Origin of the sequence: Aestuariispira insulae, from assembly GCF_003385955.1 — a bacterium.
In the GTDB taxonomy this organism is placed as follows: domain Bacteria; phylum Pseudomonadota; class Alphaproteobacteria; order UBA8366; family Aestuariispiraceae; genus Aestuariispira; species Aestuariispira insulae.
This window is the reverse complement of sequence record NZ_QRDW01000002.1, coordinates 341,745-363,966: the sequence shown is the minus strand read 5'-3', so window position 1 is coordinate 363,966 and position 22,222 is coordinate 341,745. Positions and strand designations below refer to the sequence as shown.

Sequence of the window (22,222 nt, the reverse complement as noted above, 5' to 3'; positions counted from 1 at the left end):
CCCGGACAAACCGCCGCAGGGGCGGATCGCTCAAAAATTTTTAACAAAAAGAGAAGTTTTTTGGTCTGGCTTGACCTGCATCAATTGCGGCGCGGCTGATGGGCGCTAATCTCATTCTCGACAGCGTTGGGAAGCCCACTTTCTGTCCTAACCCATCAAACTTCCCGGAAACCAAACGGTTTCCGGGATTTCTTTTTTTTCCAACGATTATACTTGCAGAGAACAAGGATCAGCTTCGGCTGCCGGGTTCCATTTCCCAGGGCGGGATCGGCGAAAACTTCTCGACCAGAAAATCCAGGAAGGCTCGCAATTTGGGCGAGAGATGGCGCCTGGTGGGATAGAGCGCATGGATCGGTACGGTGATGTCCCGGTAATAATCGGTCAGGATCCGTTCCAGCTTGCCATCGCGCACATCCGGTGAGACCAGGAATTCCGCCAGACGGGCAATGCCCAGGCCGTGCAACACCATTTCATGGATGGTTTCGCCATTATTGGCGCAGAAATTCCCCTGCGGCTGGAAGGCAAATTCCCCATCCGGCATTTTGAAGATCCATTCATTCAGATGCGGCAGGTTGGAGAAAAACAGGCAGTTATGATCATGCAGGTCCTGCGGGGTCTGGGGGATGCCATGCTTCGCCAGATATTCCGGGGAGGCACAGATCGCGCGCTTGGACCGCGCAAGGAAACGGGCGATCAGGCTGGAATCGCGCAGCTCGCCAAAGCGCACCGCCAGGTCAATCCCCTGCTCTACCAGATCAACCACGGAATCGGTCAGGGTCATCTCCACCTGGACATCCGGATAACGTTCCAGGAATTCCGGTACCAGGGGGCTGACCTGATGGCGGCCAAACGCCACGCCGCAGCTGATGCGCAAAACACCGCGCGGCGAATCATGGGCCTGGGTCACCTCGGCTTCGGCATCATCAATGTCGGTGAGAATTCGGGTGCAGCGGTCGTAGAAATTACGGCCTTCCGGGGTCAGGCTGAGAGAGCGCGTGGTGCGGTTTAGCAAACGGGTGCCCAGACGGTCTTCCAGGCGCCCGATCTGTTTACTGACCGCGCTTGGCGTCAGGTTCATCGCCCGGGCCGCCGCAGAAAACCCTCCTTCATCCACCACTTTCGCAAATACCGTAAGTTCCCCGATCTTGTCCATTTCCCGCGCAGTCCTGCCTTCTTTTTTGACCCATTGTCATAAGTTATGTGATGATTCGTATGATTTTAATAGCCGGGGAACAAGTCTAAATTCACGCTCGGAGAAGGAGGGTGTCCCATAGCAACCGATTTGCTGGAGAGCACCCATGCAGTATGTATTGAATAATTCGGAAGTGAAATTCCCTTCCAACGCAGACATTGATGAAGCCATTGCCCGTGCGCGCGTCCTGCGCAGCCACGCTATGCATGATGGCCTCAAAGCGGCTGGCCGCTTTGTAAAAGGTCTGTTTCTGAAAATCGGCAGCCGGTCTGCCACCAAACCGGTCCGGACCTCCGGCGGCGTTATCGCTGCCCTGTAAGTTCGGCCCGGGCGTTCCCATAAGGATCGTTTTGGTTATCATGGAATTTGTGGTTCAGGTGGCGTCGCCGCCTGCTCTGGGGGGAGTTTCCCTCCCCCTCGCCTCCGATGAGGCACCCCTCGATGACCTTGATGCCCCGCCCGGATTTTCCGGGCGGGGTTTTTCTTATCCCCACTTTATGAAACCCAAAGACAATAGGGAAAGAGGCTCAGCCCTCCCCCTCCATCAATTTGCGGGCTGCCCGCCATTGCTCCGCCGACAGTTTTTCCGCACCGGGCTCCATGGCATGGCGGCCACGCGCCGCCCCCGTCCCGGCCGCACCGCGCTCCTGCCTGGCATGATCCTGGAACCGGCCCAGCGCCGACATCAGTTTAAAGAACTCACCACCCAGGCCCGGCGCACCGTCTAGATCGTCGCCAACAGATCGAAAGCCGAGTGTCTTAGCCTCAAGCCTGGCCCCAAAGGCCACCAATTCATCAACACTGCGGCCCAGCCTGTCGAGTTTCCAAATCACCAAGGTATCACCAGGTGAGGCCTCTTCAATGGCGCGGTCCAGCGCGGGTTTGTTGGGGTTAACACCGGAGACATTATCGGTATAGAGCCATTCACAGCCCTCCGCGACCAGCAAGTCCAGCTGGTGGGCCAGATGCTCTTCGTGATTGGCCACACGCGCATATCCGATTTTCATGAATGTCCGGTCCGACTTAACTACTGATGGGATGCCCCCTATATACCATCCCGGGCCAGGGGATCAATTCACCCGAACAGGCGATCCTGATTTTTATCATGACCGTCCTTAGAAACCAGGCTTTCCGGCCCTTCAGTTTCCTCCTGGCCCAGCAACTGGATCTGATCATCCAAGAGGTCCAGCCCCATGCGCTGGCCGATACTCATTTGGGCGGCAAATTCTACCGTCCCTTCCAGGCTGCCTTTGCCTTTCCCTTCATCATCGCCTTTGTTGGCCAGGGAATTCGCCGCCATCTGGCGCTGCATTTCCTCGGAGATCATTTTTTCGATTGCGGCGCGCTGGTTAGCGGACATGCCCGCCAGATCCTCCTCCGACAATCCCATGGATTGTAGAATTTTCTCGCGCAGTTCCTCGAGTTTTTCCTTATTCAACTCTTCCACATAAGTGCGGAACCCCACCTCCTTGATCTTGGCGATAGCCTCACGCCCGCGCAACGCGGCGGCCGATTCCTGCACCTGTGCGCCAACCGCCGGATAAGCGGAATATTCTGTTCCCACGCCCATCTTCCCCTCCACAGTCTTTGATTGAATTTCCATACAAGAAACAAGCAAAAACCGCGCCATCCCGGAGGATGACGCGGCCTTCCCTGCCAGGGTGAAGCCTTATTCAGTGAAGCATGTCGTTGGCGATATCGCGCCCCAATTGGTCCTGGACCCAGCGGTCCTCGGCAACATATTGCGGGAACTCATCCCAATAGCCTTCGAAATTGCCAACCTGCCCATGGGCAAAACGACCATTTTCAATCTTCAAAAGGATCTTTTTCGACCGAAACACGTCACCTTCGCGATAGGCGATGTACCAAACACCAACCCCTTCAAATTCAAAATCCACATCCAAATCTATGCGCCCGCATTTCTTACGGTCGTAACAGGCGAAATCCTTGGGCCCAGTGCCATTTGCGGACGGGTCATAAAGGGCAAAAACGCAGATATCCGCCTCCGCGGAAAGACGCCGGATCTGCGCTTCAATCAATTGCTCCATCGCGGTGATCAGTTCGCGGCTGACCTGCATCGGACATCCCCTGAAGTTAATAATCTATAAATAATAATACACATATATCACAATAATTCAAATATAAAATCAACTTTACTATGATTTTTTGATAATTATACACAACATAACTGCAATATTTATTTCATTTATTCTACAGTATTACTTATTTTTTACATGTGTATTTGTTAATTAACCAATTAGCAACATCATTTCGTATATAGTTTTTGCGGCTATCTCTTCGTAAAACAGCCCATGATGTGGCATATCCAGACAAGTGCCCGAACCATGATGAGACTGACTGCCTTCCTGATCGCCAATCTGGTGCTATTTTTGATATCTGCGGTATCCGTTGCCGCTCAGGAAACCGTTATCCAGGTCAATGCGGCAGAATGGCCGCCCTACACAAAACCGGGGCTGAAACATCAAGGCGTGATCGCCCGGATCATCCGGGAAGCCTTTTTGGAGAGCGGCTACCGGTCTGAGCTGAACTTTCGTCCCTGGAAACGCGCCTTGATCGAAGGACAGCAGGGAAAGGTGGATGCGGTCTCTTTTTCCGTGCGCTCACCAGAGCGCGAGGCAATTTTCCTATATTCGGACCAATTATTCAGCATGACCCGGTATTTTTATCACTTAAAAAACAAACCCTTCGACTGGCAGGAGCTGAGCGATCTCGAGGGGAAGACCATTGGCATTGATCTTGGTTTTTCCTATCGTCCGGAATTGGAGGAAATGGCCCAAAACGGGCTCATAACCCTTCTCGAAGGACGCCATGCCCGCAACAGCCTACAGCGGTTGCTGACCGGACGGATCGATCTTTTCGCCATGTCCCGGGACTATCCCGAATATGTGCTGAAAACGGAATTCTCACCCGAAGAGGCCAACCAGATCACCTACCACCCCACCCCGTTTGAAGAGCCGGAGTTTTTCCTGCTGTTCGGCAAAGTCAACCCGCGTGCAACGGAATATCGTGACGCTTTCAACCGCGGCCTGGCGGTTCTCCGCCAATCCGGGCGCTTTGAACAGTATTTTGAAGAGTCGCGCCGCGGTGACTATCTGCCAGACAAGTAACTGACAATTTTAGCTAAATTACCGGCTTGCAGAATTGACGCTGAAATCACGCCGCGCTTAAATATTACAGATAAAAAATGCAGAAATAAGCCCCTGCATCAATAAACAACAACCTCCCGATTGGGCTTGGGAAGTCGTCTGGCGGCCGGTTGGCCGCACCGAATGTGCCGATTTGGGAATAAGGGGAACAAGATGTTACGTCTGGGAAATCTCTCCATCTTCAAGAAGATGGCCATCACACCTGTATTGATCCTGGTTATTTTTGCCGCGGTGATCGCCAAGAGCACCTGGCTCAGCCAGCAACAACAGTCTTCGGTGGATGAATTAAACCATCTTCTTTTTGCCTCCTACCGCCTGACCGTCAATATGGAGGATGGCATGGCCCGGATCAGTATGGGGCTCACCGATGCCATCGATACTTCTGGCCCGGAAAAAGTCGAAGCCGTTTTGCCCATCCTGGATGACACTATTCAGCAGGCCCAACAATTCCTCGCGCAAACACTGGGGGACACGGATGAACGCAGCCCAACCTACCAGGCCGTCATCAGCGGCCTGCAGGCAACCAAGGAAAAATTCCCGCCCCTGATCACCGCCATAACGAAGGCTGACTATGCGGCTTATGAGATCAAAGGCGAGCTGGACGGTGAATTTGCCAGGCTCACCACATTGGTCAAGGAATTGCGCGCCGCCGACGACAGCCGGATCACCGAACGCACCAATGCCTTAAACGAACAGTTCCATAACGGACAATTGACGAATATGGCCCTGGGCGCCGCCGCCTTCCTGATTGCCATTACGACCACCGTGTTGATCGGCAGGGCCGTCGCCCGGCGGTTCCGGCGTGTCACCCGATCCGTGGACTCCCTTCAAGCCGGGAATCTGGAAGATAAAATCGCGGAGACAGAGAGCCTGGACGAACTTGGCATAATCGCGCGCGCAATGGAGGTTTTCCGTGGCCAATTGATCGAACGCGAAGAAATGCAACGTGCACAGCTGGACAAGGCTGAACAGGATCGCAACCGGTCGGGCCGCTTGCAAAATGCCTCCCAGGAATTTGACAGCGAGGCCCAATCCGCCCTGTCCAATGTCCGGGAGTCGATTGAAGAAATGCGTGGCATGTCGGACAAGCTTCTGAACGGCACCTCGGAAGTGGAGAGCCAGACAAACGCAATCCAGGTCTCTACGCGCTCGGTCGCCGATAACATCGACGCCGTCGCCCATTCCACCGATGAGCTGAGCCAGGCTATCGCCGAGATCAGCGCCCAGGTAAACCGGGCGGTAGAAATATCCCGCGAAACACTTGGCAATGCCGAAACATCTTCCGGGAATGTCGCTGCTTTGGACCAGGCCGCCGACAAAATTGGCGAAGTGGTGCAATTGATCAATGATATCGCGGAACAAACCAATCTATTGGCCCTCAACGCCACTATCGAAGCCGCCCGTGCCGGGGATGCCGGCAAAGGCTTTGCCGTGGTTGCCAACGAGGTCAAGACGCTGGCAAGCCAAACCGCCAAGGCCACCGAGGATATCGCCGCCCATGTTGGCCGCATTCAGCAGTCCGTCAAGGAAACCGTCACCGGAATTCGCGAGATCGCTCAGCAGGCCGGCCAGATGACCGAGATTGCCGGAGTCATCGCCGCCGCTGTTGAAGAGCAGAATGTTACCACCAACCAGATCGCCCGGAGCGCCAAACAGGCTTCGCAATCCGGTGCGGGCGCTATGGAACGGCTAGAGAATTTCGCGGGCCTTGCCAGTCAGTCCCATGCCATTGCCACTTCGTCGGTACAGCGCATGAACGCGGTTGAAACCGAAGCCAACCGGCTACGCCGCCAGGTGAACGGCTTCCTCGACACCATGCGTTCTGCCTAACCTGTTGCTGTGTTTGCGGCAAATCGTTTCAGTGCTAATTGAGTCTTTACAGATATAGCCCTTTCCCTCTAAATCCCAGGATGAGAGTGAATTGGCTGTATCTGTTAACCGGACTGATCTGTCTGGCGCCTTGGTCTGTGCGGGCGTCGGATCTGCCCCCCATTCTGATGAATGCCGGGGAAGCGCCACCCTACACCAGCGAAGACCTGCCCGGCGGCGGCATTGGTCCGGCATTGATCCGGGAAATCTTCAAACGTGTGGGATATGACGCAGAAATCCGCATCCGCCCCTGGAAACGCGCCCTGCAGGAAGGCAAAACCGGCAGCGTAGACGGGGTCTTTTTCTCTATTCCCGGCCAAGGGCGCGAAAAGGATTTTCTCTTTTCCGACAGCGTCGCGGAGAAAAGCCGCTATTTCTATCACCTAAAAAGCAAGCCCTTCAATTGGTCCCAGCTAGAAGACCTCCGGGGCAAAACCATCGGGATCGATGCCACCTTCATCTATCCCGAGGAATTCTTGCGCCTGGGAGAGGAAAACCACTATTACCTGGCATCCGGCCGGGGGCTAGGCGTCAATGTCCGGCTGCTGTTGGAAGGAAAGATCGACCTTTATCCTCGGATCCGTGGAGAAGTGGAATATGCCCTGAAAAAACGCTTCAGCAAACAGGTTCGAGACCTGATCACCTATCACCCCGCCCCCCTTGAGAAACAAAGCTTTCATGTGATCTTCAGCCGCCATGCAGAAAAACCCGAGATCCTTCTCAAAGCCTTCAACAAGGGCCTGGCAGAGGTCAAGGCGGACGGCACCTACCAGCATATGGTTGAACAGGCTCACCAATATTGAATGGTGTGCCCGGCTCCGGACATCGCCTAACTGATATCAGAAATATCCGACCACAAAGCCGTCCTCTTCCAGCCCTTTGACGATCGCATCCAACTGATCCTTGTCCCGTGTCTCAACGACCACCTCAATCGAGGTGTCCTTCGCGGACAGGGTATTGAAGACACGCTGGTGCGACAGTTCAACGATATTGCCGCCCAACTCCCCGATCAGTTTGGAAACACGCGAAAGCTCGCCGGGCCGGTCCGTCATAGCAATGCGCAACTGGGTCAGGCGGCCCTGGCTCACCAGATCGCGCATCAAGACTGTTGCCAGAAGACGCTGGTCGATATTACCGCCGGAAATCACCAGTCCGGTCTTTTTCCCGCTAAAACGTGCGGGCTCTTTCAGGACTGCGGCAAGCCCGGCAGCACCGGCCCCTTCAGCGACGGTTTTTTCAACGCCTGCCAGCAAAGAGATCGCCTGTTCCAGGTGGCTTTCCTCCACCAGGATGATGTCATCCACCAGGTCGCGCACAATCTCACGGGTGATATGCCCCGGATATTTGACCGCGATCCCTTCGGCAATGGTCGAACCGCCTACTTTGGGTTCACGCCCGGCCAGGATATCGGCCATGGACGGGTATAAGCTGGTCTGCACACCGATCAGGTGGATATCCGGGTTGATCGCCTTGGCCGCGACCGCCATACCGGAAATCAGCCCCCCGCCTCCGATCGGCACCACCAGATATTCAAGATCCGGCACCGCCGCCAGCATCTCCAGCGCAATGGTCCCCTGACCGGCGATCACCAGCGGATCATCATATGGATGGATAAAGGTATACCCGTTTTCTTCCGCCAGCTTCATGGCATGGTCGGATGCTTCGGCCAGGACCGCACCGTGCAGGACCACGGTGGCACCATGATCTTCCGTATGTTCCACCTTAATCGAGGGCGTGTTTTCCGGCATGACGATGGTTGCCGGAATGCCCAGCCTGGCCGCGTTATAGGCAACACCCTGCGCATGATTGCCGGCTGACATGGCGATCACACCGGCGCGGCGCTCTTCATCCGACAGGGCCAATAGCCGGTTCAGCGCGCCACGCTCCTTGAAGGAGGCGGTAAACTGCCGGTTTTCAAATTTCACAAAGATGCTGGCGCCGGTGATCCGGCTGAGCGTCTCTGCCGGACGGCATCGGGTTTCCAAAATCGAGCCGCTGATCGCTTTGGCTGCCGCTTGTATGTCGGCCAGGGTAAGGGTCATAACTAGCATTCCCGCTACTTAAACGCTGAACTGGATCATGGGGATAGCCTTTCCCGCCCGCCAGGTCGAGGATAATCTCTGTTCCCCTTGCCGCCGGAGCGAACATGTTAGAGACTGATTAGATACTGGGACTACCCATCAATTCCGGGTTCCCTCCCTCATCACGGAGACGGTCTCGCGATGAAAAGCAAGGATCCCGGCCGCAAGGCAGGTGAGAAAAACTACCGTTACCAGTTGGAATCGGTGGAAGTTCTGGAAGATGCCAGCCGGATCCAATCACCGATGATCCGAAAGTTTTTTAATTGGTGGCGATCCTTTGGGCCGGAGCTGCCTGGGATTGATGCGTTTGACAGTTTCCCCCATGATGAGCTGCAGCCCAATATCTTCCGGGTGGATGTGATCGGCGAAGGCCGGTTTCTGTTTGGCGGACGGGGCCATATGGCCCGCATGATCCTGGGCGGCAAGAATACCGGTTCGGAATTTTCCACCAACCTCACTGAAGCCAGCAGCCAATTCGAACAGGAAAATGCCAAGCTGGCCCAATATTACGCCACTGTCGCCAAAAACCGCCTATGCAGCCACTGCCAGGGCACATTGATGACCCTGAATTTCATGGATATCGGCTTTGAATCCCTCGACGCGCCGCTGGGCAATGCGCATGGCGACATCACCCATATTGTCGGCATCATTGATACCAATCCATCCAACATTCTTGGCGAAACCGAAATGCTGTGACAGCGATTATCCGCAAGAGGATGAAATCAACCGCTCCGCTTCCGCCAAGTCTTCCTGACGGTTGGTGTTGAAGAAGGGATCAACATCGCCCTCGTCAAAGGCCACTTCCACCAAACGGTGGCGCGCGGTCCAAAGATCCACTTTCCGGAGGTCCTCTTCCAGCATGGCGCGCCGGAGATCCTCGCGCAAATCGACCCGCCAGAGACCGACCACGGGCTGGGTCCGGCCATGGCGGGTGGCACAGGCCAGATCCGCCCCTTCCGCTATAACTGCGGCCTTGAAACGAACGATCAGATCCCGGGGCAGGAACGGCCCGTCACCCGGCACGCTGACCATCCATTTCACGTCTGGCCGGTTTGCCGCCGCCCAATCAAGCCCGGTTAAAACCCCTGCCAGCGGACCGGCAAATCCTTCGACCACATCGCTGGCCACCGGCAGGCCAAAAGCATCAAACCTGGCCTGGTCCCCATTGGCGTTCAGCACCACACCGTCCACCTGAGGGGCCAGTCGATCCAGGATATGGCCAAGGATCGGCTCGCCGCCGAGCATACGCAGGCATTTGTCGCCGCCGCCCATGCGCCGGGCAAGCCCGCCCGCAAGGACCAGCCCGAGCACTGGGCCAAAAAAGTCATCCGTCATGATTGGTCATATCCCCGGTCCAGGCGGCAACCCGGTTCCGGCCCTTTTGTTTGGCATGATAAAGCGCCGCGTCGGCCCGCTCGATAACATCCTTTAGTTCCGCGTCTTGGCTCACCATGGCCAGACCGAAGGATGACGTGATGGAAAGTTCTTTTCCATCTTCCAACTGCAACGGTTTTTCCGCCAGGGCGTGGCGCAGGCGCTCCAGCACCATCATGGCTGTCGCTTCATTGGCATTGGGCAGCACGATCAGGAATTCCTCACCGCCATAGCGGTAGATATTGTCGTAAGGCCGCAGGCGCGACAGCAGGCGCCCCGCCACCTGGATCAGGACCTGGTCGCCCACAGCATGGCCGTAAGTGTCATTCACATTCTTGAAATGGTCGATATCGGAAAGCGCGATACAGCAAGCGGCTCCGGAACGAACCGCACGTTCATATTCCGCCGCCAACTCGCGCAGCATCACCTGCCGGTTGCTCAGCCCAGTCAGCGGATCCAGCTCGGAAACCGCCTTGCGGAACGCATCCTGCAGCCGCCGTGCCTGGCTGACAAACCGGTCTTCCTTGTCGCCCAGCGCGTCATATTCCTCCGGCGGGATCGGCTGGCCATCCTGGGATCGCAGCGCCAGGAACCGGGCAAAAGCCGTCAGATCCGTGAACGCAGCTTCCAATTCCCGGAAGGCCGGTTGCTTCATGAGCCCCCTGTCCCGATATGTTTCCAGCCAGATTCCGAACCTGGTCTCCTGATGGGGTTTCTTGGCCAGGATTTCCGGCGCTGGTTTCAGGCGGCAGACCACCCCCTTGTGCCAGCTTTTCATCCAGAGCCGGTGATCATCCAGCGCCAGGTCGATCGCTTCCAGCACATCCTGGGCATCATGCGGCTCATGGCCAAATACATCGGACGGTCCTGAGCCAAAAGCGGGATCGGAATCGGTCATACGGCCCCCTGTTGCTTTTTCCGCCAGCCGGAGCGCCCATCCTCGCCCTTGCGGCCCGGCCGCTCGGGCTCATCCTCCAGGGCCGTCGGATCCAGGTCATAGTGGATGCGTTCCGCCCCGCTCAACGCGACAAACCGCTTACCCCGGGCGCGACCGATCAATGTCAGATTGGCCTGCTGCGCCAATTCCACGCCCCAGGCGGTGAAGCCGGATCGGGAGATGAGAATGGGTATGCCCATCTGCACGGTCTTAATCACCATTTCTGATGTCAGACGGCCAGTTGTATAGAAAATCTTATTGGCCGGATCGATATTATTCAGGAACATGTAACCGGCGATCTTATCCACCGCATTGTGGCGACCGACATCCTCCATATAGACCAGGGGGCGGTCTTCCTCGCACAGCACACAGCCATGGATCGCACCTGCTTCCAGATACAGGCTGGGCTGGGTGTTGATTTTCTTGGTCAGCTGATGGAGCCAGGAGGTGTTGAGGCGGGCATTGCCGTCAAACCGCACCTCTTCAAACTTTTCCATCAGATCGCCAAAGACCGTGCCCTGGGCGCAGCCCGATGTGCGGGTCTTCTTTTTCAGCTTATCTTCGTAATCGGTTTCGCGCTCGGTCCGGACAACGATGGTCTCCAGATCCTCGTCAAAATCAATGGCGGTGATGACATCATCCGCCTGCAGCATATTCTGGTTCAGCAGATAGCCCACCGCCAGATAATCGGGATGATCGCCGATGGTCATATTGGTGACGATCTCCTGTCCATTAAGGAACAGGGTCAGCGGCCGTTCTACCACAACGGTGGTCTCAATGGCCCGGCCTTCATGGTCGGTGCCCATCACCTTGCGGGTCAACCTGGGATCGGACGGATCCGGCTTGATCAGAAAATCATCAGTCATGCCGGTAATATGGTCCTGCCGCCGGTTCGGCACAAGCCAGGATGATGCCATCGGCGGATTTTTGCCGATCATGCTTGCGCTTACCTTTATTCTTCCTCAGTATCGGCCCATGTCTTACGGGAAACTCATCTTCCGGACCCTTGCTATCCTGACAGCCTCTATTCTGGCAATTTGGATGGCGGGCCGCATCGTCGCTATCCAATCGCTGAACGATCTTTCCGTTCACGCGGAACAGCGCACAACCCTCTATGCCAGCAGCCTCAAGGCCGCCCTCAGCCGTTTTGACTATCTGCCCTTCGTGGTCGCGGAAGAAGCACGCATTCTGGGCCTGATGCTGGCCCCCGGACAAGAGGCGATCCAGCGGGCGGCCAATGAGTATCTGGAACGGATGAATGACGAGGCCGGGGCGGCGGCGCTTTATGTCCTCGATGCCGAAGGCACCACGGTCGCGGCCAGCAACTGGCGCACACCGGAATCCTTTGTCGGCCAGAATTACCATTTCCGCCCCTATTTCCAGATCGCCGCCAGAGGCGATCCCGGACGGTATTTTGCCATCGGCGTCACCACCAACCAGCCGGGCTATTTCCTGTCCTATCCGATCCGCCTGAGTGACGAAATTGTTGGTGTTGCTGTGGTCAAGGTCGATCTGGACCCGTTACAACATGACTGGGCTTCGGGCGGTGAAAGCATCTTTGTTGCCGATGAAAACGGTGTCATCGTGCTGTCCAGTCAGGAAGCCTGGCGTTATCACAGCTTGCGCCCACTGCCTGATGATTTGCGCCTCACCCTGAATAAAACACGGCAATATAACCAGACCGACCCGTTGCTGATGAACTGGCGCGACCAGGGCCCTCCATCCGGCGGCCTGCAGCCTGTATCGGTCCAGCCGGAAACCAATGCGCCCCTGCAATCCACCAAGCCGCCCGGGCTCTATTTCGCCCATGCCACGCCTTTGCCCGATTTCGGCTGGTCGATGTATTTCCTGGCCCCCGACAACGTGATCAACGCCGATGTCGCCGCCGCGCGCATCATGACCGGGATCATCGCCCTGGCCCTGGTCTTTGCCGGCCTTTACTGGCGCCAGCGATTGCATACACGCAAGTTGCGGCGATTATCGCGTGCCGAATTGGAAGCACGGATCGAGGAACGTACCCGGGAATTACAGGAAGCCCAAAGCTCTCTGGTCCAAGCGGGCAAGCTGGCAGCGCTGGGCCAGATGTCGGCCGCCATCGCCCATGAGCTGAACCAACCGTTGGCTGCCATGCGCACCTATGCCGCCAGCGCTTTGATGCTGATCGGGCGTGACGCCCCGGACCAGGCCAGCGACACGGTTTCGAAAATGAACGGTCTGGTCGACCGGATGGCCCAGATCACCGGCCATCTAAAACAATTTGCCCGGAAAAGCCCGAAACAACTGGAACCGACCCCGATCGGCAAGGCTGTCAACAATGCGCTAACCCTGCTGGAGCCGGAATTGAGGTTACGCGAAGTTTCCGTCGAGACCATTATTCCCGAAGGACAGGCCGATATCCTGGGCGATACGGTGCGCCTGGAACAGGTCTTTATCAACCTGGCGCGCAATGCCCTTGATGCGATGGAAGGCGTAAACAACAAATCCCTCACAATCCGGCTGGAGTCCGAGGATGGCTTCCATGTGATTGAATTTGCCGACAATGGCCCCGGCATCCCCGCCGAAGAATTGGACCAGCTGTTTGATCCCTTCTTCACCACCAAGGAGGTGGGCAAGGGCCTGGGGCTCGGCCTCTCCCTTTCCTATGGAATCATCCGGGATTTTGGCGGCAGCATCTCGGCCCGCAATGCACTGGGCGGCGGCGCGGTCTTTCGCATCGCCCTGCCCGTGTACGAAACAAAACAACCCCATGCGGAGGTCGCCTGATGGAAAATATGGGCCACGTCCTGTTTGTCGATGACGAAGCGGCCATGCGCGAATCCGTCGCGCAATATCTGGGGCTTGCGGGGTATTCGGTCACCGACCTGGGGCCTGGCGATGATATTCTGTCGCGTATCGCCACCGATTTTGACGGCATCCTGGTGACCGACGTGAAGATGCCCGGCCTCAACGGCCTGGACCTGATGCGCCAGGCCCTGGCCATTGATCCGGATTTGCCGGTCATTGTGATTACCGGCCATGGCGATGTGGCCATGGCGGTCGAGGCCATGCGTGACGGTGCCTATGATTTTGTCGAAAAGCCCTTTCCTCCGGACCGGATCGCCAACGGGGTTCGGCGCGCCTGCGAAAAACGCCGCCTGACTCTGGAACTCCGCCGGCTCCAGGGAACATCGGCCAGTGCCGAGCAGGAAATCAGCCGTCGTTTGGTCGGCACCAGCGCCGCCATCCAGGCCCTGCGGGAGGAAATCCTCTATCTGGCCGACAGCGACAGCTCGGTCCTGATCCAGGGCGAGACCGGCAGCGGCAAGGAAGTGGTCGCCCGTTGCCTGCATGACTTGGGGCATCGTGCTACCGGCAATTTTGTTGCGCTCAACAGCGCCGCCTTGCCGGAGAACCTGATCGAGGCGGAAATGTTCGGCAATGAAGCCGGTGCCTTTACCGGCGCCGGAAACCTGCGGGTCGGCCGGATTGAGCATGCCAGTGGCGGCAGCCTGTTCCTGGATGAAGTGGAAAGCATGCCGCTTTCCCTGCAATCAAAACTTTTGCGCGCCCTGGAAGATCGGGCCATTGAGCGGCTTGGTTCAAACAAGCGGATCCCGGTGGATATCCGCCTGATGGCCGCCAGCAAGGCCAATCTGGTGGAAGAGAGCGAACGGGGCCGTTTCCGTGCGGATCTCTATTACCGGCTCAATGTCGCCGAATTGACCCTTCCCCCCCTGCGCGACCGGGCGGAAGACATCCCGCTTCTGTTCGAGCATTTCCTGGACCGGTTTCGAAACGGTGAAACAGATCGGGGAACCCTGCCCCTGTCATTGTCTGAAAACCGAGTGCTGGTTGATTATGACTGGCCGGGCAATGTGCGGGAATTGAAGAATATCGCCGAAAGATTTTGCCTGGCCCGGCGGCGTGATCCATCCGTCCAGCTGGCGACTTTGCTCACCCGCCAAACACATTCCAACGTCGAAGAAGCCGGGGATCTGGCCAGCCGGATGCGCAGGCATGAAAAACGCCTGATCGGTGAATCCCTGCTGCGTCATCAGGGCAATATACTGTCGGTCATGGAAGAACTTTCATTACCCCGACGGACGCTGAATGAGAAGATGCAGAAACTTGGGTTGAAACGGGAAGATTTTCTCTAACCGAAAGGCCTGCGCCTGATGAGGCCGTCATGAGGATAGGGGGGACATTGCCTGTCCTGGTAATTCTCACCCGGTTTGGACTTCCTGTCCGGGCAGGCCACGCCCTCCCCCTGATGACCGAGAATTACACGCCGCTCAACGATGTTGAAGGCGGATGACGTCCCTATTGCGGCGCATACCACAATTCCGGCCGTTCCAGCGGGGTTTCCGTCGACAGGTCGGGATTTTCCAGCCGGAAGATCCGGCGATGGGCAAGCCGTGCCTTTTTCAGGCTCGGTCCATGATGTTTCAAAAACAGATCTTCAAAAGAGCCATCCGCCACCATCATCTCCAGCCCAGCCGTCAAACGCTGTTCCAGCCGCTCCCGGCCCGGCGCCACAAAGAAATAGGTCGGCAGCGGCATGTAAAGCGCCAAATCCGCCTCAATCGCCATTTCCGGCAGTTTCTCGGTCCTGCCATCATATTCGTGGAAGATCTCATTCACACCGCGGGGGAAATAGTCAAATCGCCCCGCAATCAAGGCCCTGAACAGGGCCTCATAGCTGTTGATACGGACAATCTTGAACCCTAATTGGTCAAAAACCTTGGTGATGCTCCATTGCGCACCGCTGCCAAGGCGCATTTGACGCAACAGATCGATCTCGCGAATATCGCTGAAAACGGGCTGCCGGTCCTTATGGATCAAGAACAGGCGATACCCCAGGATGCCCTTGCGCAACGGGATACGTACCGTCCGGAGCCTCTCTTCCCAGGCAGGTTGGGTGGCCGTGGAAAAAACATCAAGCGTGCCACGCTCCAGCTCAATCAAGGCTCGTTGCCGTTGCAGTAACAAGCCATAGGGCACAATCTCATATGCCCCATAGTCCGCCACGGTGCGTTCCATGGCCTCATGCAGCAGGATATAGGGATAGTTTTCCCGTTTGTCATCTTCATCCATCACCGCATTGGTCACAATGCGTTCTTGGCTCTGCGCAGGCCCCGACACGCCCAGAACCATTGCCAGCACCATTGCCATTGCAACAGCGGCAAACCGGAGAAAAATGCACAACAACCTGAAAGCCCCGCCAGAAGAAGACATACAAACCCTCAAGAAACTATTCCAGATTAGTAACGGACGAGAGTAAATATTTAGCTAACGGTTTTATTCCAATACCCCCTTTCCATCAACGCCGCGTTGCCTGGCCAAGATAGCCCATGACCGCAAAGGACAGACGTTGCAAAAGCGCCTCCCTTGTCACCGGCGGGCCGTCCAGAGTGGCATCACACAAGGCCCGGCAGATGGTGATGATGTCAGCAACCACGTCATGCAGGGTGCCCTGCAGCGGGATCAGGCCGCGCGTCTGAAAGAATAAGACGAGACGATCCATGATGCGGGCACGGCTCTCCTGAATGATCTCATCCACCGGCAACCGGGCCTCTTCCCGGTCCAGGGCTGCGGCCAGGGCCGGCCGTTGCAGCTGATAGTCCGTGACAACCGCCAAAAGACGGGCCATGGCAGTTTCAAACGCCTCGTCCCCGGATTGATCCAGGACTGCGCTGACCCCTTCGATAAGCTGCTCCTGGCTCTGGCGGATCAATTGAGCAGTTACCGCCTCCTTGTTGGGGAAATACTGATAAAAGGACCCAATACTCACCCCCGCCACCTCGGCGATCCGGTTGCTGTTATATCCGGTCAAGCCTTCCCGTTCCAAAATGCGAGCCGCCGCCTGGAGGATCACATCCACCAACTGGCTGGATCGCGCCTGCCGCGGTTTTTTTCGGGGCTTCAAGCTTGTTTTTCTGAACATCCGTCATGATCCGGAAAGGCGAGTAAAATATGAGCAATTACTCGCATATAATCATCTGACCTGCAATTCAAGATGAAAGGCTTCCAATAATGGATCCCAAAATGACTGTTTTCATGTTGATCAACGCCACACCGGCCTGGCTGCGCCTGAGCAGAGCCGAGCGCAATAGGATCACAGAGGATGAGATGCTGCCGCTGCTGTGGGAATATGGCATTGAAATGCGCTTTTATGACAGCGAGGCTTTCAGCGGCCGCTGTTCCGATATCGCGGTTTTCGAAACCAAACAGTTGAACCGATATCAATTTTTCATGGATGCATTGCGGGATTCGTCATTTTTCACCGAGCCCTGGTTCACCCTGGTGGATATCATCCCCGCCATCGAAGACGGCTACAAACAGTTTGAGGCCATGCGGAACAACGGTTGAGATTAAAAAAATACGCAGCTTGGCGCATCCACCCGCATCACGGATTGCTGTTTAAATTCAGCCTTATACCGGTCAATAATTCGGGTGATCCCCTGTTCCGACGCCTCATCATCGCCATGGACCCGGATCACCATTTTGCTCCGTTCCGTGATGGTGAGTGCGGTCTGGCTGTCTTTCCAGAAGCCCTGCCCGTCAGCGACTGTAAAACCTTCGGAAAAAACCGGCACAATCTCTTTGTCAACAAAGGCGGTCCATTGACGCTCGCTTACCGTGCCGCCTTCCGGGATGCTCAGACCGAAAAACAGCTTGGTTTCGGTCATAGAGGTGCCCTGGCAGGCGGTATCGGGCGCGCCACCCGCGCAAGATGCCAGCAAAAGCATCCCCATCACTATTGTTAATCGTCGGATCATCTGCATCCCTCCCCGCTTTGGATTTGAACTCCATTTAAGGGAAGCTTTTTGTCACTTTCAATCATTAATTGATTATCCGCCGGTGATCCGGTCATGTCTTTAACAGGACGACCCAGCCAAGCAGACCCGCCGCGATCATGGCCAGAACCAAGGATGTCCACTGCCAGAAACGAACCGGGTCCCGTTCCAGAAACGGCTGTTGCTCAAAAGGCCGAAAGGCCGGATTGGGCTTGGACAGATCGGCAATAAATTCTGACAGAACCGCATAGCGGCGGCCCGGCTCCTTTGCCACGGCCTTTTTCAGCGCACCATCAACCCAATATGGCACATCGGGATTGATCCGGCTGGCCGGGCGGTAATCCAGCCGATGTATGCTGGCGGCGTTGGCAAAACCTTTGCCATAGGGCAATGCCCCGGTCATCATTTCATAGGCGAGCACACCTAGGGAATAGAGGTCGGCCCGCCGGTCAGCCGAACCTTTCAACAGATATTCCGGTGCGCGATAGCTTTGGGTGCCGCCGGGAACCACCATCGCCCCGCCCCCTTGTTTATCCACCCCGGTAAGGCGCACCGAGCCGAAATCGATAATTTTCACCACCCCGTCCCGGTCGATCATCACATTTTCAGGTTTCAGATCCTGATGGATCATCTCACGGCGATGCAACGCCCTTAATCCCTTGGCCAATTGCCCGAGAATATCCCGGATCGTGGCAAGCTCTGCCTCGGGGTGATCATAAAGCCATTGCCGAAGGGTCAAACCATCCACGAATTCCGAGACGGAATAGAGGCAGCTGCGCTCCCGCGATGGGGCCAGCACTTTCAAAAGATGCGGGCTTGTGACCCGGCGGCCCGCCCAGTCTTCGCGCTGGAAGGCTTCTATATAGTCCGCATCATCGGCGTAACTAAGCGACGGCGTTTTCAAACAAACCCGCAGTCCACTTAGCAGATCTTCCGCCAGATAGACCTGGTTTCGCTGGCTGGCGTGGATCTCCCGGATGATGCGATAGCCGTCCAGGATCATCCCCGGATCCAGTGGCGGCGGAAAGGGCAAAGCCGAAAGGCCGGACAGGTGCGCGGCCTCACCGTCCCGGTCCAGCGCATCTATCCGGACAATCTGGCAGGTTAGGTTGTCGTTGCTGCCAGCGGCAAAAGCCGCATCGGTCACATAGCGTGCCGCCTGATCCAGATCCTCAAGATTTCCCGTCACCAGACGTACCATGTCATTGGCCGCGGCATATTCATGCACCCCATCCGTGGTCAGAACAAAGATGTCGCCCTCCTCCAGCGCCAGGCAACGGTAATCCACATCCAGATCGGGATCAGCCCCCATGCCGCGCGACAGGTAGGATTGCCCCTTGCCAGCCGGGATCCTGTGATCCCGGGTCAATTGTTCCAAAGCACCGTCACGCAGCCGATAGATCCTGGAATCGCCCACATGGAAAAGATGCCCGCCATCCTGTTTCAGGATGATCGCGGAAAAGGTGCTGACCATACCGCACCTGGCCAGATAGGCCGACTGCCCCTGGGCATGGAGCCAGCGGTTCAGTGAGCCCAGCACCTGTTCCGCGGATTGCTGAACCGACCAGCTTTCCGGCGTGTCGTAATAGTCGGTCAGAAACCCTTTGACGCAGGTGTCCGAGGCGATGCGCGCCGCCTCGGACCCGCTCATACCGTCAGCCAGGGTGATGGCCACGCCCTTGGCCGACAGCAGAGACCCTTTCGGCATCAAAATGCCAAAGGAATCCTCATTGCGGTTTTTCCGCCCGGCTGTTGAATGCTGTCCTATGGAAAGTTTCATACCTCACCCGCCCCTCAGCCGACATCAATCATCTGGACCGTGCCATCGGGCAGGATCTCAGCGGTCTGCCCCCTCGGTTCAACCAGCAGCAGCAGCACAATAAACACGGCCGCAATGGCCAGCCAGGTGATCATCAAAAAAAACATCTGCACTGTCAGCAGGGCAAAAATCATCAGAAAGAAGATCGCGCCCGAAATACCATAGGCCCCGATAAGCCCCGCGATCTGACCGGTCAGCCGCCGTTTGATCAACGGCGCAATGGCAAAGACCGCCCCACTGCCCGCCTGCACAAAAAACGCGCTGACCATTGTCACCACGATGACCGGCGCAAGCGGCCATGACCCGGCCATCTGGGACATCAGCAAGAAACCGACCCCCGCCCCCAGCAACAGCAATACCAGAGATTTCTTACGGCCATAGCTGTCACAAAGCCAACCGCCCAGTGGCCGGGAGGCCAAATTCATCAACGCAAAAGCGGCGGAGAGCATCCCCGCCTGTACCAGGGTCAGGTCATAGAGCCCCTGGAAATGAAGCGGCAGGACCGACAAAACCGACAATTCCGCGCCGAACGTCACGCAATAGACCAAACAGAGAACCGTAACCTGTGTAAAGTCATACTGATGGAACGGATCCGCCGGGCGAGAGAACACATCGCGGTTTCCCCAATAAAGGCGGTATCCCCGGTAAAGGAAGGCCAACAACAGCCCGCCGTAAACTGCCCGCCCAACAGGTTCAGGCAGAATGACCAGGGCATCTGGACCCAGCAGCCAATTCACCGCCGCCAGCGCGCCATAGACCGGTGCAAGTGTCATCAGACATAAGAGAAAGTCGCGACGACTGGTGACCTCGATTGCGCCCATCTGCCTGGGTTTGAAATAGGTTGCACCCGGCGGGGTATCCCGGACCGACAGGTAATAGATGCCCGCATAAATCAGAGCGACAAACCCGGTCACCGCCACCGCATAACGCCAGCCCTCCGCCCCGCCAAAAGCCAGCGCAACAGCAGGTAACGCCATTGCCGCCAATGCGGATCCAAGCGCCCCCCAGCCGGCGTAGACCCCTTCGGCCAACCCAACTTCACGGGCCGGGAACCATTCTCCGATCATCCTGATACCAACCACAAACCCGGCCCCGGACAGACCCAACAAAAACCGCAGGACCAACAGCAAGACCAGATCGTCCGCCAGCGCAAAAGCAAAGCTGAGCAATCCCGACAAAGCCAAAAGGCAGGAAAAGACAACAGACGGGCCAAACCGATCCACCAAACGGCCAATCGCTATATGGGCCGGTATGGTCAGCGCCACATTCAGGATCAATATCGCCTTCACCACATTATCCGGGAGGCCCAGGGTATCGCGTATGGCCGCCATAAGGGGCGCATGGTTGAACCAAACCAGGATGGTGATGAAAAAAGCGATCCAGGTATAATGGAGGCATTGCCCCCGACTGGAGAAAAGAAAAGCGCCGATTTCCGGTCTTTTTGGTGATGTCATGCTTTTACGCCTCACATACTTACTGGCAAAATGGACGGTCACCCGCATTGGATTTTTTGCACTGCAATCGCAAAGGGCATGCCACTTTCATTCTGAGACCGGGAAGCCAAGTAATGCATTGTTATTTATAAATTTATCAATAGATTTGCTCCTCCCCACCCAACAGAGACAGCCTAAATTTTACACAGCACTTGTTGCGATGCACAATTATCGATCAGTAGTCCTGCCACTCGCTGGCTGGTCTTATTATTTCTCATGAGACCGGCACGATAAGCGGATATCCGCCGGTCGCTGGTCCTGCGTCGGCGGATATCCGCCGAAACACCCGTGCCGATGTGCTTTAAATCATATCTAACAAATTGAAATTATGTTATTTTCTGATTCCTCTAGCTTCTGGCACAGCGCTTGCTGTTCAGGGCACACCGCCCAACGCGAGGCGGAAGGGATCAAACAAGGAGCAACAGGGAGACAATCATGACTGCTCGTATCACCAAATCACTGGCCAAGAAACTCGGTATGCTGGCCGGTTCCGCACTGATCGCGGCGACCGCTTTGACCGGCCCGGCAAAAGCCGAGCAAAACTTCCTTCTGTCCACCGCCAGCACCGGCGGCACCTATTATCCGGTCGGCGTGGCGTTAGCCACCCTGGTGAAGGTGAAACTGCTGCCGAAGCATAAAATCAACATGTCCGCGATCAACTCCGCCGGTTCGGGCGAAAATGTGAAGCTGCTGCGGGAAAACGAAGCCCAGTTTGCGATTCTTCAGGGTCTTTATGGATCCTATGCCTGGAACGGCACCGGCCCGTTGGCAAATGACGGCCCGCAAAAAGAGCTGCGCTCCGTCACCATGCTTTGGCAGAATGTCGAGCATTTCATTGTTGAAAAAGAATATGCCAAAACCGGCACCGTAGATGATCTGAAAGCCATGAACGGCCTGAAAATGGCGCTCGGCAAGAAAAACTCAGGCACGCTGGGTTCCAACAAAACCATTCTGTCCAACCTGGGCATTGATCTGGATGCCTCCTACGAACTGGTTCATCTCGGCTATGGCCCCAGTGGTGACGCCCTGCAGAATGGTACCGTTGCCGGTATCTCCACCCCGGCCGGTGTACCGGTGGGTGCTGTGACCAAAACCTTCGCCGCCATGAAAGATGACGCGGTCCTGCTGAATTTCACCGACGAACAGATGAAAACCGCCAATGGCGGGCTGGACCTTTGGACCCGTTATGTGATCCCGGCCGGCACCTATCCGAACCAGGCTAATGATGTGAACACCATCGCCCAGCCGAACTTCCTGGCTGTGCGCGCCGATGCGGATGAAGAAGCGGTCTATATGATCACCAAGACGATCTATGAAAACCTGCCCTTCCTGCAATCCATCCATAAAGCAACCAAAGCCATGAGCCTGGACGCTGCCACCAACGGCCTGCCGATGCCCCTGCATCCCGGTGCGGCGCGCTATTACAAGGAAGCGGGCCTGGACCTGCCGGCGAACCTGATCGCCAACTAAGTCTTAATCATAGTAAAATTGTATCCGGAGAGGGCGGGATCAAC

At 56.5% G+C, this 22,222-nt stretch carries 22 protein-coding genes; 9 read left to right on the top strand and 13 right to left on the bottom strand.

All coding sequences use genetic code 11. The features are described from left to right. Positions 1-229: 229 nt before the first annotated feature. The gene (locus tag DFP90_RS07715) at positions 230-1,153 is read right to left on the bottom strand and encodes a LysR family transcriptional regulator (RefSeq protein WP_115935877.1); all 924 of its coding nucleotides are present in this window, start codon (positions 1,151-1,153) and stop codon (positions 230-232) included. Positions 1,154-1,298: 145 nt separating this feature from the next. On the opposite strand from DFP90_RS07715, the gene DFP90_RS07710 reads away from it, so the two are divergent. Next, positions 1,299-1,511 (top strand): RSP_7527 family protein, encoded by a 213-nt coding sequence (locus DFP90_RS07710; RefSeq protein ID WP_115935876.1) that lies wholly within the window; start codon positions 1,299-1,301, stop codon positions 1,509-1,511. Positions 1,512-1,719: 208 nt separating this feature from the next. On the opposite strand, the gene DFP90_RS07705 is transcribed toward DFP90_RS07710, so the two are convergent. The 3 genes from DFP90_RS07705 to DFP90_RS07695 form a co-directional block, all read right to left on the bottom strand. Next, complete coding sequence (locus DFP90_RS07705) at positions 1,720-2,199, bottom strand: recombinase family protein (protein WP_115935875.1); 480 nt, start codon at positions 2,197-2,199, stop codon at positions 1,720-1,722. A 68-nt stretch (positions 2,200-2,267) separates the two neighbouring features. Beyond that, positions 2,268-2,762: a hypothetical protein gene (locus DFP90_RS07700; protein WP_147300970.1), complete on the bottom strand. Its 495-nt coding sequence runs from the start codon at positions 2,760-2,762 to the stop codon at positions 2,268-2,270. A gap of 103 nt (positions 2,763-2,865) precedes the next feature. Next, positions 2,866-3,270, bottom strand: coding sequence for a hypothetical protein (locus tag DFP90_RS07695; protein WP_115935873.1), 405 nt, complete (start codon positions 3,268-3,270; stop codon positions 2,866-2,868). Positions 3,271-3,537: 267 nt separating this feature from the next. On the opposite strand from DFP90_RS07695, the gene DFP90_RS07690 reads away from it, so the two are divergent. From DFP90_RS07690 to DFP90_RS07680, 3 genes are all read left to right on the top strand, one after another. Beyond that, on the top strand, positions 3,538-4,320 hold the full coding sequence (locus tag DFP90_RS07690; protein WP_181905244.1) for a substrate-binding periplasmic protein: 783 nt from the start codon (positions 3,538-3,540) through the stop codon (positions 4,318-4,320). Positions 4,321-4,512: 192 nt separating this feature from the next. Beyond that, complete coding sequence (locus DFP90_RS07685) at positions 4,513-6,189, top strand: methyl-accepting chemotaxis protein (protein WP_181905243.1); 1,677 nt, start codon at positions 4,513-4,515, stop codon at positions 6,187-6,189. Between the two features lie 86 nt (positions 6,190-6,275). Continuing rightward, the gene (locus DFP90_RS07680) at positions 6,276-7,031 is read left to right on the top strand and encodes a substrate-binding periplasmic protein (RefSeq protein ID WP_181905242.1); all 756 of its coding nucleotides are present in this window, start codon (positions 6,276-6,278) and stop codon (positions 7,029-7,031) included. A gap of 36 nt (positions 7,032-7,067) precedes the next feature. Here the strand turns inward: DFP90_RS07680 and DFP90_RS07675 are convergent, their stop codons facing one another. Then, positions 7,068-8,270, bottom strand: a complete 1,203-nt coding sequence (locus DFP90_RS07675) for a threonine ammonia-lyase (RefSeq protein ID WP_218044613.1) — start codon at positions 8,268-8,270, stop codon at positions 7,068-7,070. A 180-nt stretch (positions 8,271-8,450) separates the two neighbouring features. Here DFP90_RS07675 and DFP90_RS07670 point away from each other — a divergent pair, with 180 nt between their 5' ends. Then, positions 8,451-9,005, top strand: a complete 555-nt coding sequence (locus tag DFP90_RS07670) for a hypothetical protein (protein ID WP_115935868.1) — start codon at positions 8,451-8,453, stop codon at positions 9,003-9,005. 6 nt (positions 9,006-9,011) lie between these two features. Here the strand turns inward: DFP90_RS07670 and mobA are convergent, their stop codons facing one another. Genes mobA through fdhD form a run of 3 tightly spaced genes read right to left on the bottom strand, consistent with a single transcriptional unit; the run spans position 9,012 to position 11,486 of the window. After that, positions 9,012-9,644 carry a molybdenum cofactor guanylyltransferase MobA gene (gene mobA / locus DFP90_RS07665; protein ID WP_115935867.1) on the bottom strand — a complete coding sequence of 211 codons (633 nt, stop codon included), beginning with the start codon at positions 9,642-9,644 and terminating at the stop codon, positions 9,012-9,014. Further along, positions 9,634-10,581, bottom strand: coding sequence for a diguanylate cyclase (locus DFP90_RS07660; RefSeq protein WP_115935866.1), 948 nt, complete (start codon positions 10,579-10,581; stop codon positions 9,634-9,636). Before DFP90_RS07660 ends, mobA begins: the two co-directional genes overlap by 11 nt. Beyond that, positions 10,578-11,486, bottom strand: coding sequence for a formate dehydrogenase accessory sulfurtransferase FdhD (gene fdhD, locus DFP90_RS07655; protein ID WP_115936104.1), 909 nt, complete (start codon positions 11,484-11,486; stop codon positions 10,578-10,580). The genes DFP90_RS07660 and fdhD overlap by 4 nt, the downstream gene beginning before the upstream one ends. 175 nt (positions 11,487-11,661) lie before the next feature. Here fdhD and DFP90_RS07650 point away from each other — a divergent pair, with 175 nt between their 5' ends. Both DFP90_RS07650 and DFP90_RS07645 read left to right on the top strand, forming a co-directional pair. Further along, a complete protein-coding gene (locus tag DFP90_RS07650) occupies positions 11,662-13,383 on the top strand; it encodes a sensor histidine kinase (RefSeq protein WP_181905241.1) in 1,722 nt (573 codons plus the stop codon). Next, positions 13,383-14,756: a sigma-54-dependent transcriptional regulator gene (locus DFP90_RS07645; protein ID WP_218044612.1), complete on the top strand. Its 1,374-nt coding sequence runs from the start codon at positions 13,383-13,385 to the stop codon at positions 14,754-14,756. The genes DFP90_RS07650 and DFP90_RS07645 overlap by 1 nt, the downstream gene beginning before the upstream one ends. A 163-nt stretch (positions 14,757-14,919) precedes the next feature. Here the strand turns inward: DFP90_RS07645 and DFP90_RS07640 are convergent, their stop codons facing one another. Together DFP90_RS07640 and DFP90_RS07635 are read right to left on the bottom strand one after the other, a co-directional pair. Beyond that, positions 14,920-15,804, bottom strand: a complete 885-nt coding sequence (locus DFP90_RS07640) for a type 2 periplasmic-binding domain-containing protein (protein ID WP_147300969.1) — start codon at positions 15,802-15,804, stop codon at positions 14,920-14,922. 115 nt (positions 15,805-15,919) lie between these two features. Beyond that, the gene (locus DFP90_RS07635) at positions 15,920-16,543 is read right to left on the bottom strand and encodes a TetR/AcrR family transcriptional regulator (protein WP_115935863.1); all 624 of its coding nucleotides are present in this window, start codon (positions 16,541-16,543) and stop codon (positions 15,920-15,922) included. 89 nt (positions 16,544-16,632) lie between these two features. On the opposite strand from DFP90_RS07635, the gene DFP90_RS07630 reads away from it, so the two are divergent. Next, positions 16,633-16,968: a darcynin family protein gene (locus DFP90_RS07630; RefSeq protein ID WP_115935862.1), complete on the top strand. Its 336-nt coding sequence runs from the start codon at positions 16,633-16,635 to the stop codon at positions 16,966-16,968. 2 nt (positions 16,969-16,970) lie between these two features. Here the strand turns inward: DFP90_RS07630 and DFP90_RS07625 are convergent, their stop codons facing one another. The 3 genes from DFP90_RS07625 to DFP90_RS07615 all read right to left on the bottom strand — a co-directional run bounded on the left by DFP90_RS07625 (position 16,971) and on the right by DFP90_RS07615 (position 20,669). Beyond that, complete coding sequence (locus DFP90_RS07625) at positions 16,971-17,378, bottom strand: DUF3574 domain-containing protein (RefSeq protein ID WP_181905240.1); 408 nt, start codon at positions 17,376-17,378, stop codon at positions 16,971-16,973. A 91-nt stretch (positions 17,379-17,469) separates the two neighbouring features. Continuing rightward, on the bottom strand, positions 17,470-19,176 hold the full coding sequence (locus DFP90_RS07620; protein ID WP_115935860.1) for a bifunctional protein-serine/threonine kinase/phosphatase: 1,707 nt from the start codon (positions 19,174-19,176) through the stop codon (positions 17,470-17,472). Positions 19,177-19,190: 14 nt separating this feature from the next. Further along, entirely contained in the window at positions 19,191-20,669 is a 1,479-nt protein-coding gene (locus tag DFP90_RS07615) for an MFS transporter (RefSeq protein ID WP_115935859.1), read from the bottom strand. Between the two features lie 474 nt (positions 20,670-21,143). On the opposite strand from DFP90_RS07615, the gene DFP90_RS07610 reads away from it, so the two are divergent. Next, entirely contained in the window at positions 21,144-22,178 is a 1,035-nt protein-coding gene (locus tag DFP90_RS07610; protein ID WP_245956996.1) for a TAXI family TRAP transporter solute-binding subunit, read from the top strand. The last annotated feature ends 44 nt before the right edge of the window (positions 22,179-22,222 follow it).

Coding starts and splice junctions, on each gene's coding strand:
- DFP90_RS07715 (WP_115935877.1), bottom strand. CDS start 1,153: ATGGACAAGATCGGGGAACTTACGGTATTTGCGAAAGTGGTGGATGAA.
- DFP90_RS07710 (WP_115935876.1), top strand. CDS start 1,299: ATGCAGTATGTATTGAATAATTCGGAAGTGAAATTCCCTTCCAACGCA.
- DFP90_RS07705 (WP_115935875.1), bottom strand. CDS start 2,199: ATGAAAATCGGATATGCGCGTGTGGCCAATCACGAAGAGCATCTGGCC.
- DFP90_RS07700 (WP_147300970.1), bottom strand. CDS start 2,762: ATGGGCGTGGGAACAGAATATTCCGCTTATCCGGCGGTTGGCGCACAG.
- DFP90_RS07695 (WP_115935873.1), bottom strand. CDS start 3,270: ATGCAGGTCAGCCGCGAACTGATCACCGCGATGGAGCAATTGATTGAA.
- DFP90_RS07690 (WP_181905244.1), top strand. CDS start 3,538: ATGATGAGACTGACTGCCTTCCTGATCGCCAATCTGGTGCTATTTTTG.
- DFP90_RS07685 (WP_181905243.1), top strand. CDS start 4,513: ATGTTACGTCTGGGAAATCTCTCCATCTTCAAGAAGATGGCCATCACA.
- DFP90_RS07675 (WP_218044613.1), bottom strand. CDS start 8,270: ATGACCCTTACCCTGGCCGACATACAAGCGGCAGCCAAAGCGATCAGC.
- DFP90_RS07670 (WP_115935868.1), top strand. CDS start 8,451: ATGAAAAGCAAGGATCCCGGCCGCAAGGCAGGTGAGAAAAACTACCGT.
- mobA (WP_115935867.1), bottom strand. CDS start 9,644: ATGACGGATGACTTTTTTGGCCCAGTGCTCGGGCTGGTCCTTGCGGGC.
- DFP90_RS07660 (WP_115935866.1), bottom strand. CDS start 10,581: ATGACCGATTCCGATCCCGCTTTTGGCTCAGGACCGTCCGATGTATTT.
- fdhD (WP_115936104.1), bottom strand. CDS start 11,486: ATGACTGATGATTTTCTGATCAAGCCGGATCCGTCCGATCCCAGGTTG.
- DFP90_RS07650 (WP_181905241.1), top strand. CDS start 11,662: ATGGCGGGCCGCATCGTCGCTATCCAATCGCTGAACGATCTTTCCGTT.
- DFP90_RS07645 (WP_218044612.1), top strand. CDS start 13,383: ATGGAAAATATGGGCCACGTCCTGTTTGTCGATGACGAAGCGGCCATG.
- DFP90_RS07635 (WP_115935863.1), bottom strand. CDS start 16,543: ATGTTCAGAAAAACAAGCTTGAAGCCCCGAAAAAAACCGCGGCAGGCG.
- DFP90_RS07630 (WP_115935862.1), top strand. CDS start 16,633: ATGGATCCCAAAATGACTGTTTTCATGTTGATCAACGCCACACCGGCC.
- DFP90_RS07625 (WP_181905240.1), bottom strand. CDS start 17,378: ATGATCCGACGATTAACAATAGTGATGGGGATGCTTTTGCTGGCATCT.
- DFP90_RS07620 (WP_115935860.1), bottom strand. CDS start 19,176: ATGAAACTTTCCATAGGACAGCATTCAACAGCCGGGCGGAAAAACCGC.
- DFP90_RS07615 (WP_115935859.1), bottom strand. CDS start 20,669: ATGACATCACCAAAAAGACCGGAAATCGGCGCTTTTCTTTTCTCCAGT.
- DFP90_RS07610 (WP_245956996.1), top strand. CDS start 21,144: ATGACTGCTCGTATCACCAAATCACTGGCCAAGAAACTCGGTATGCTG.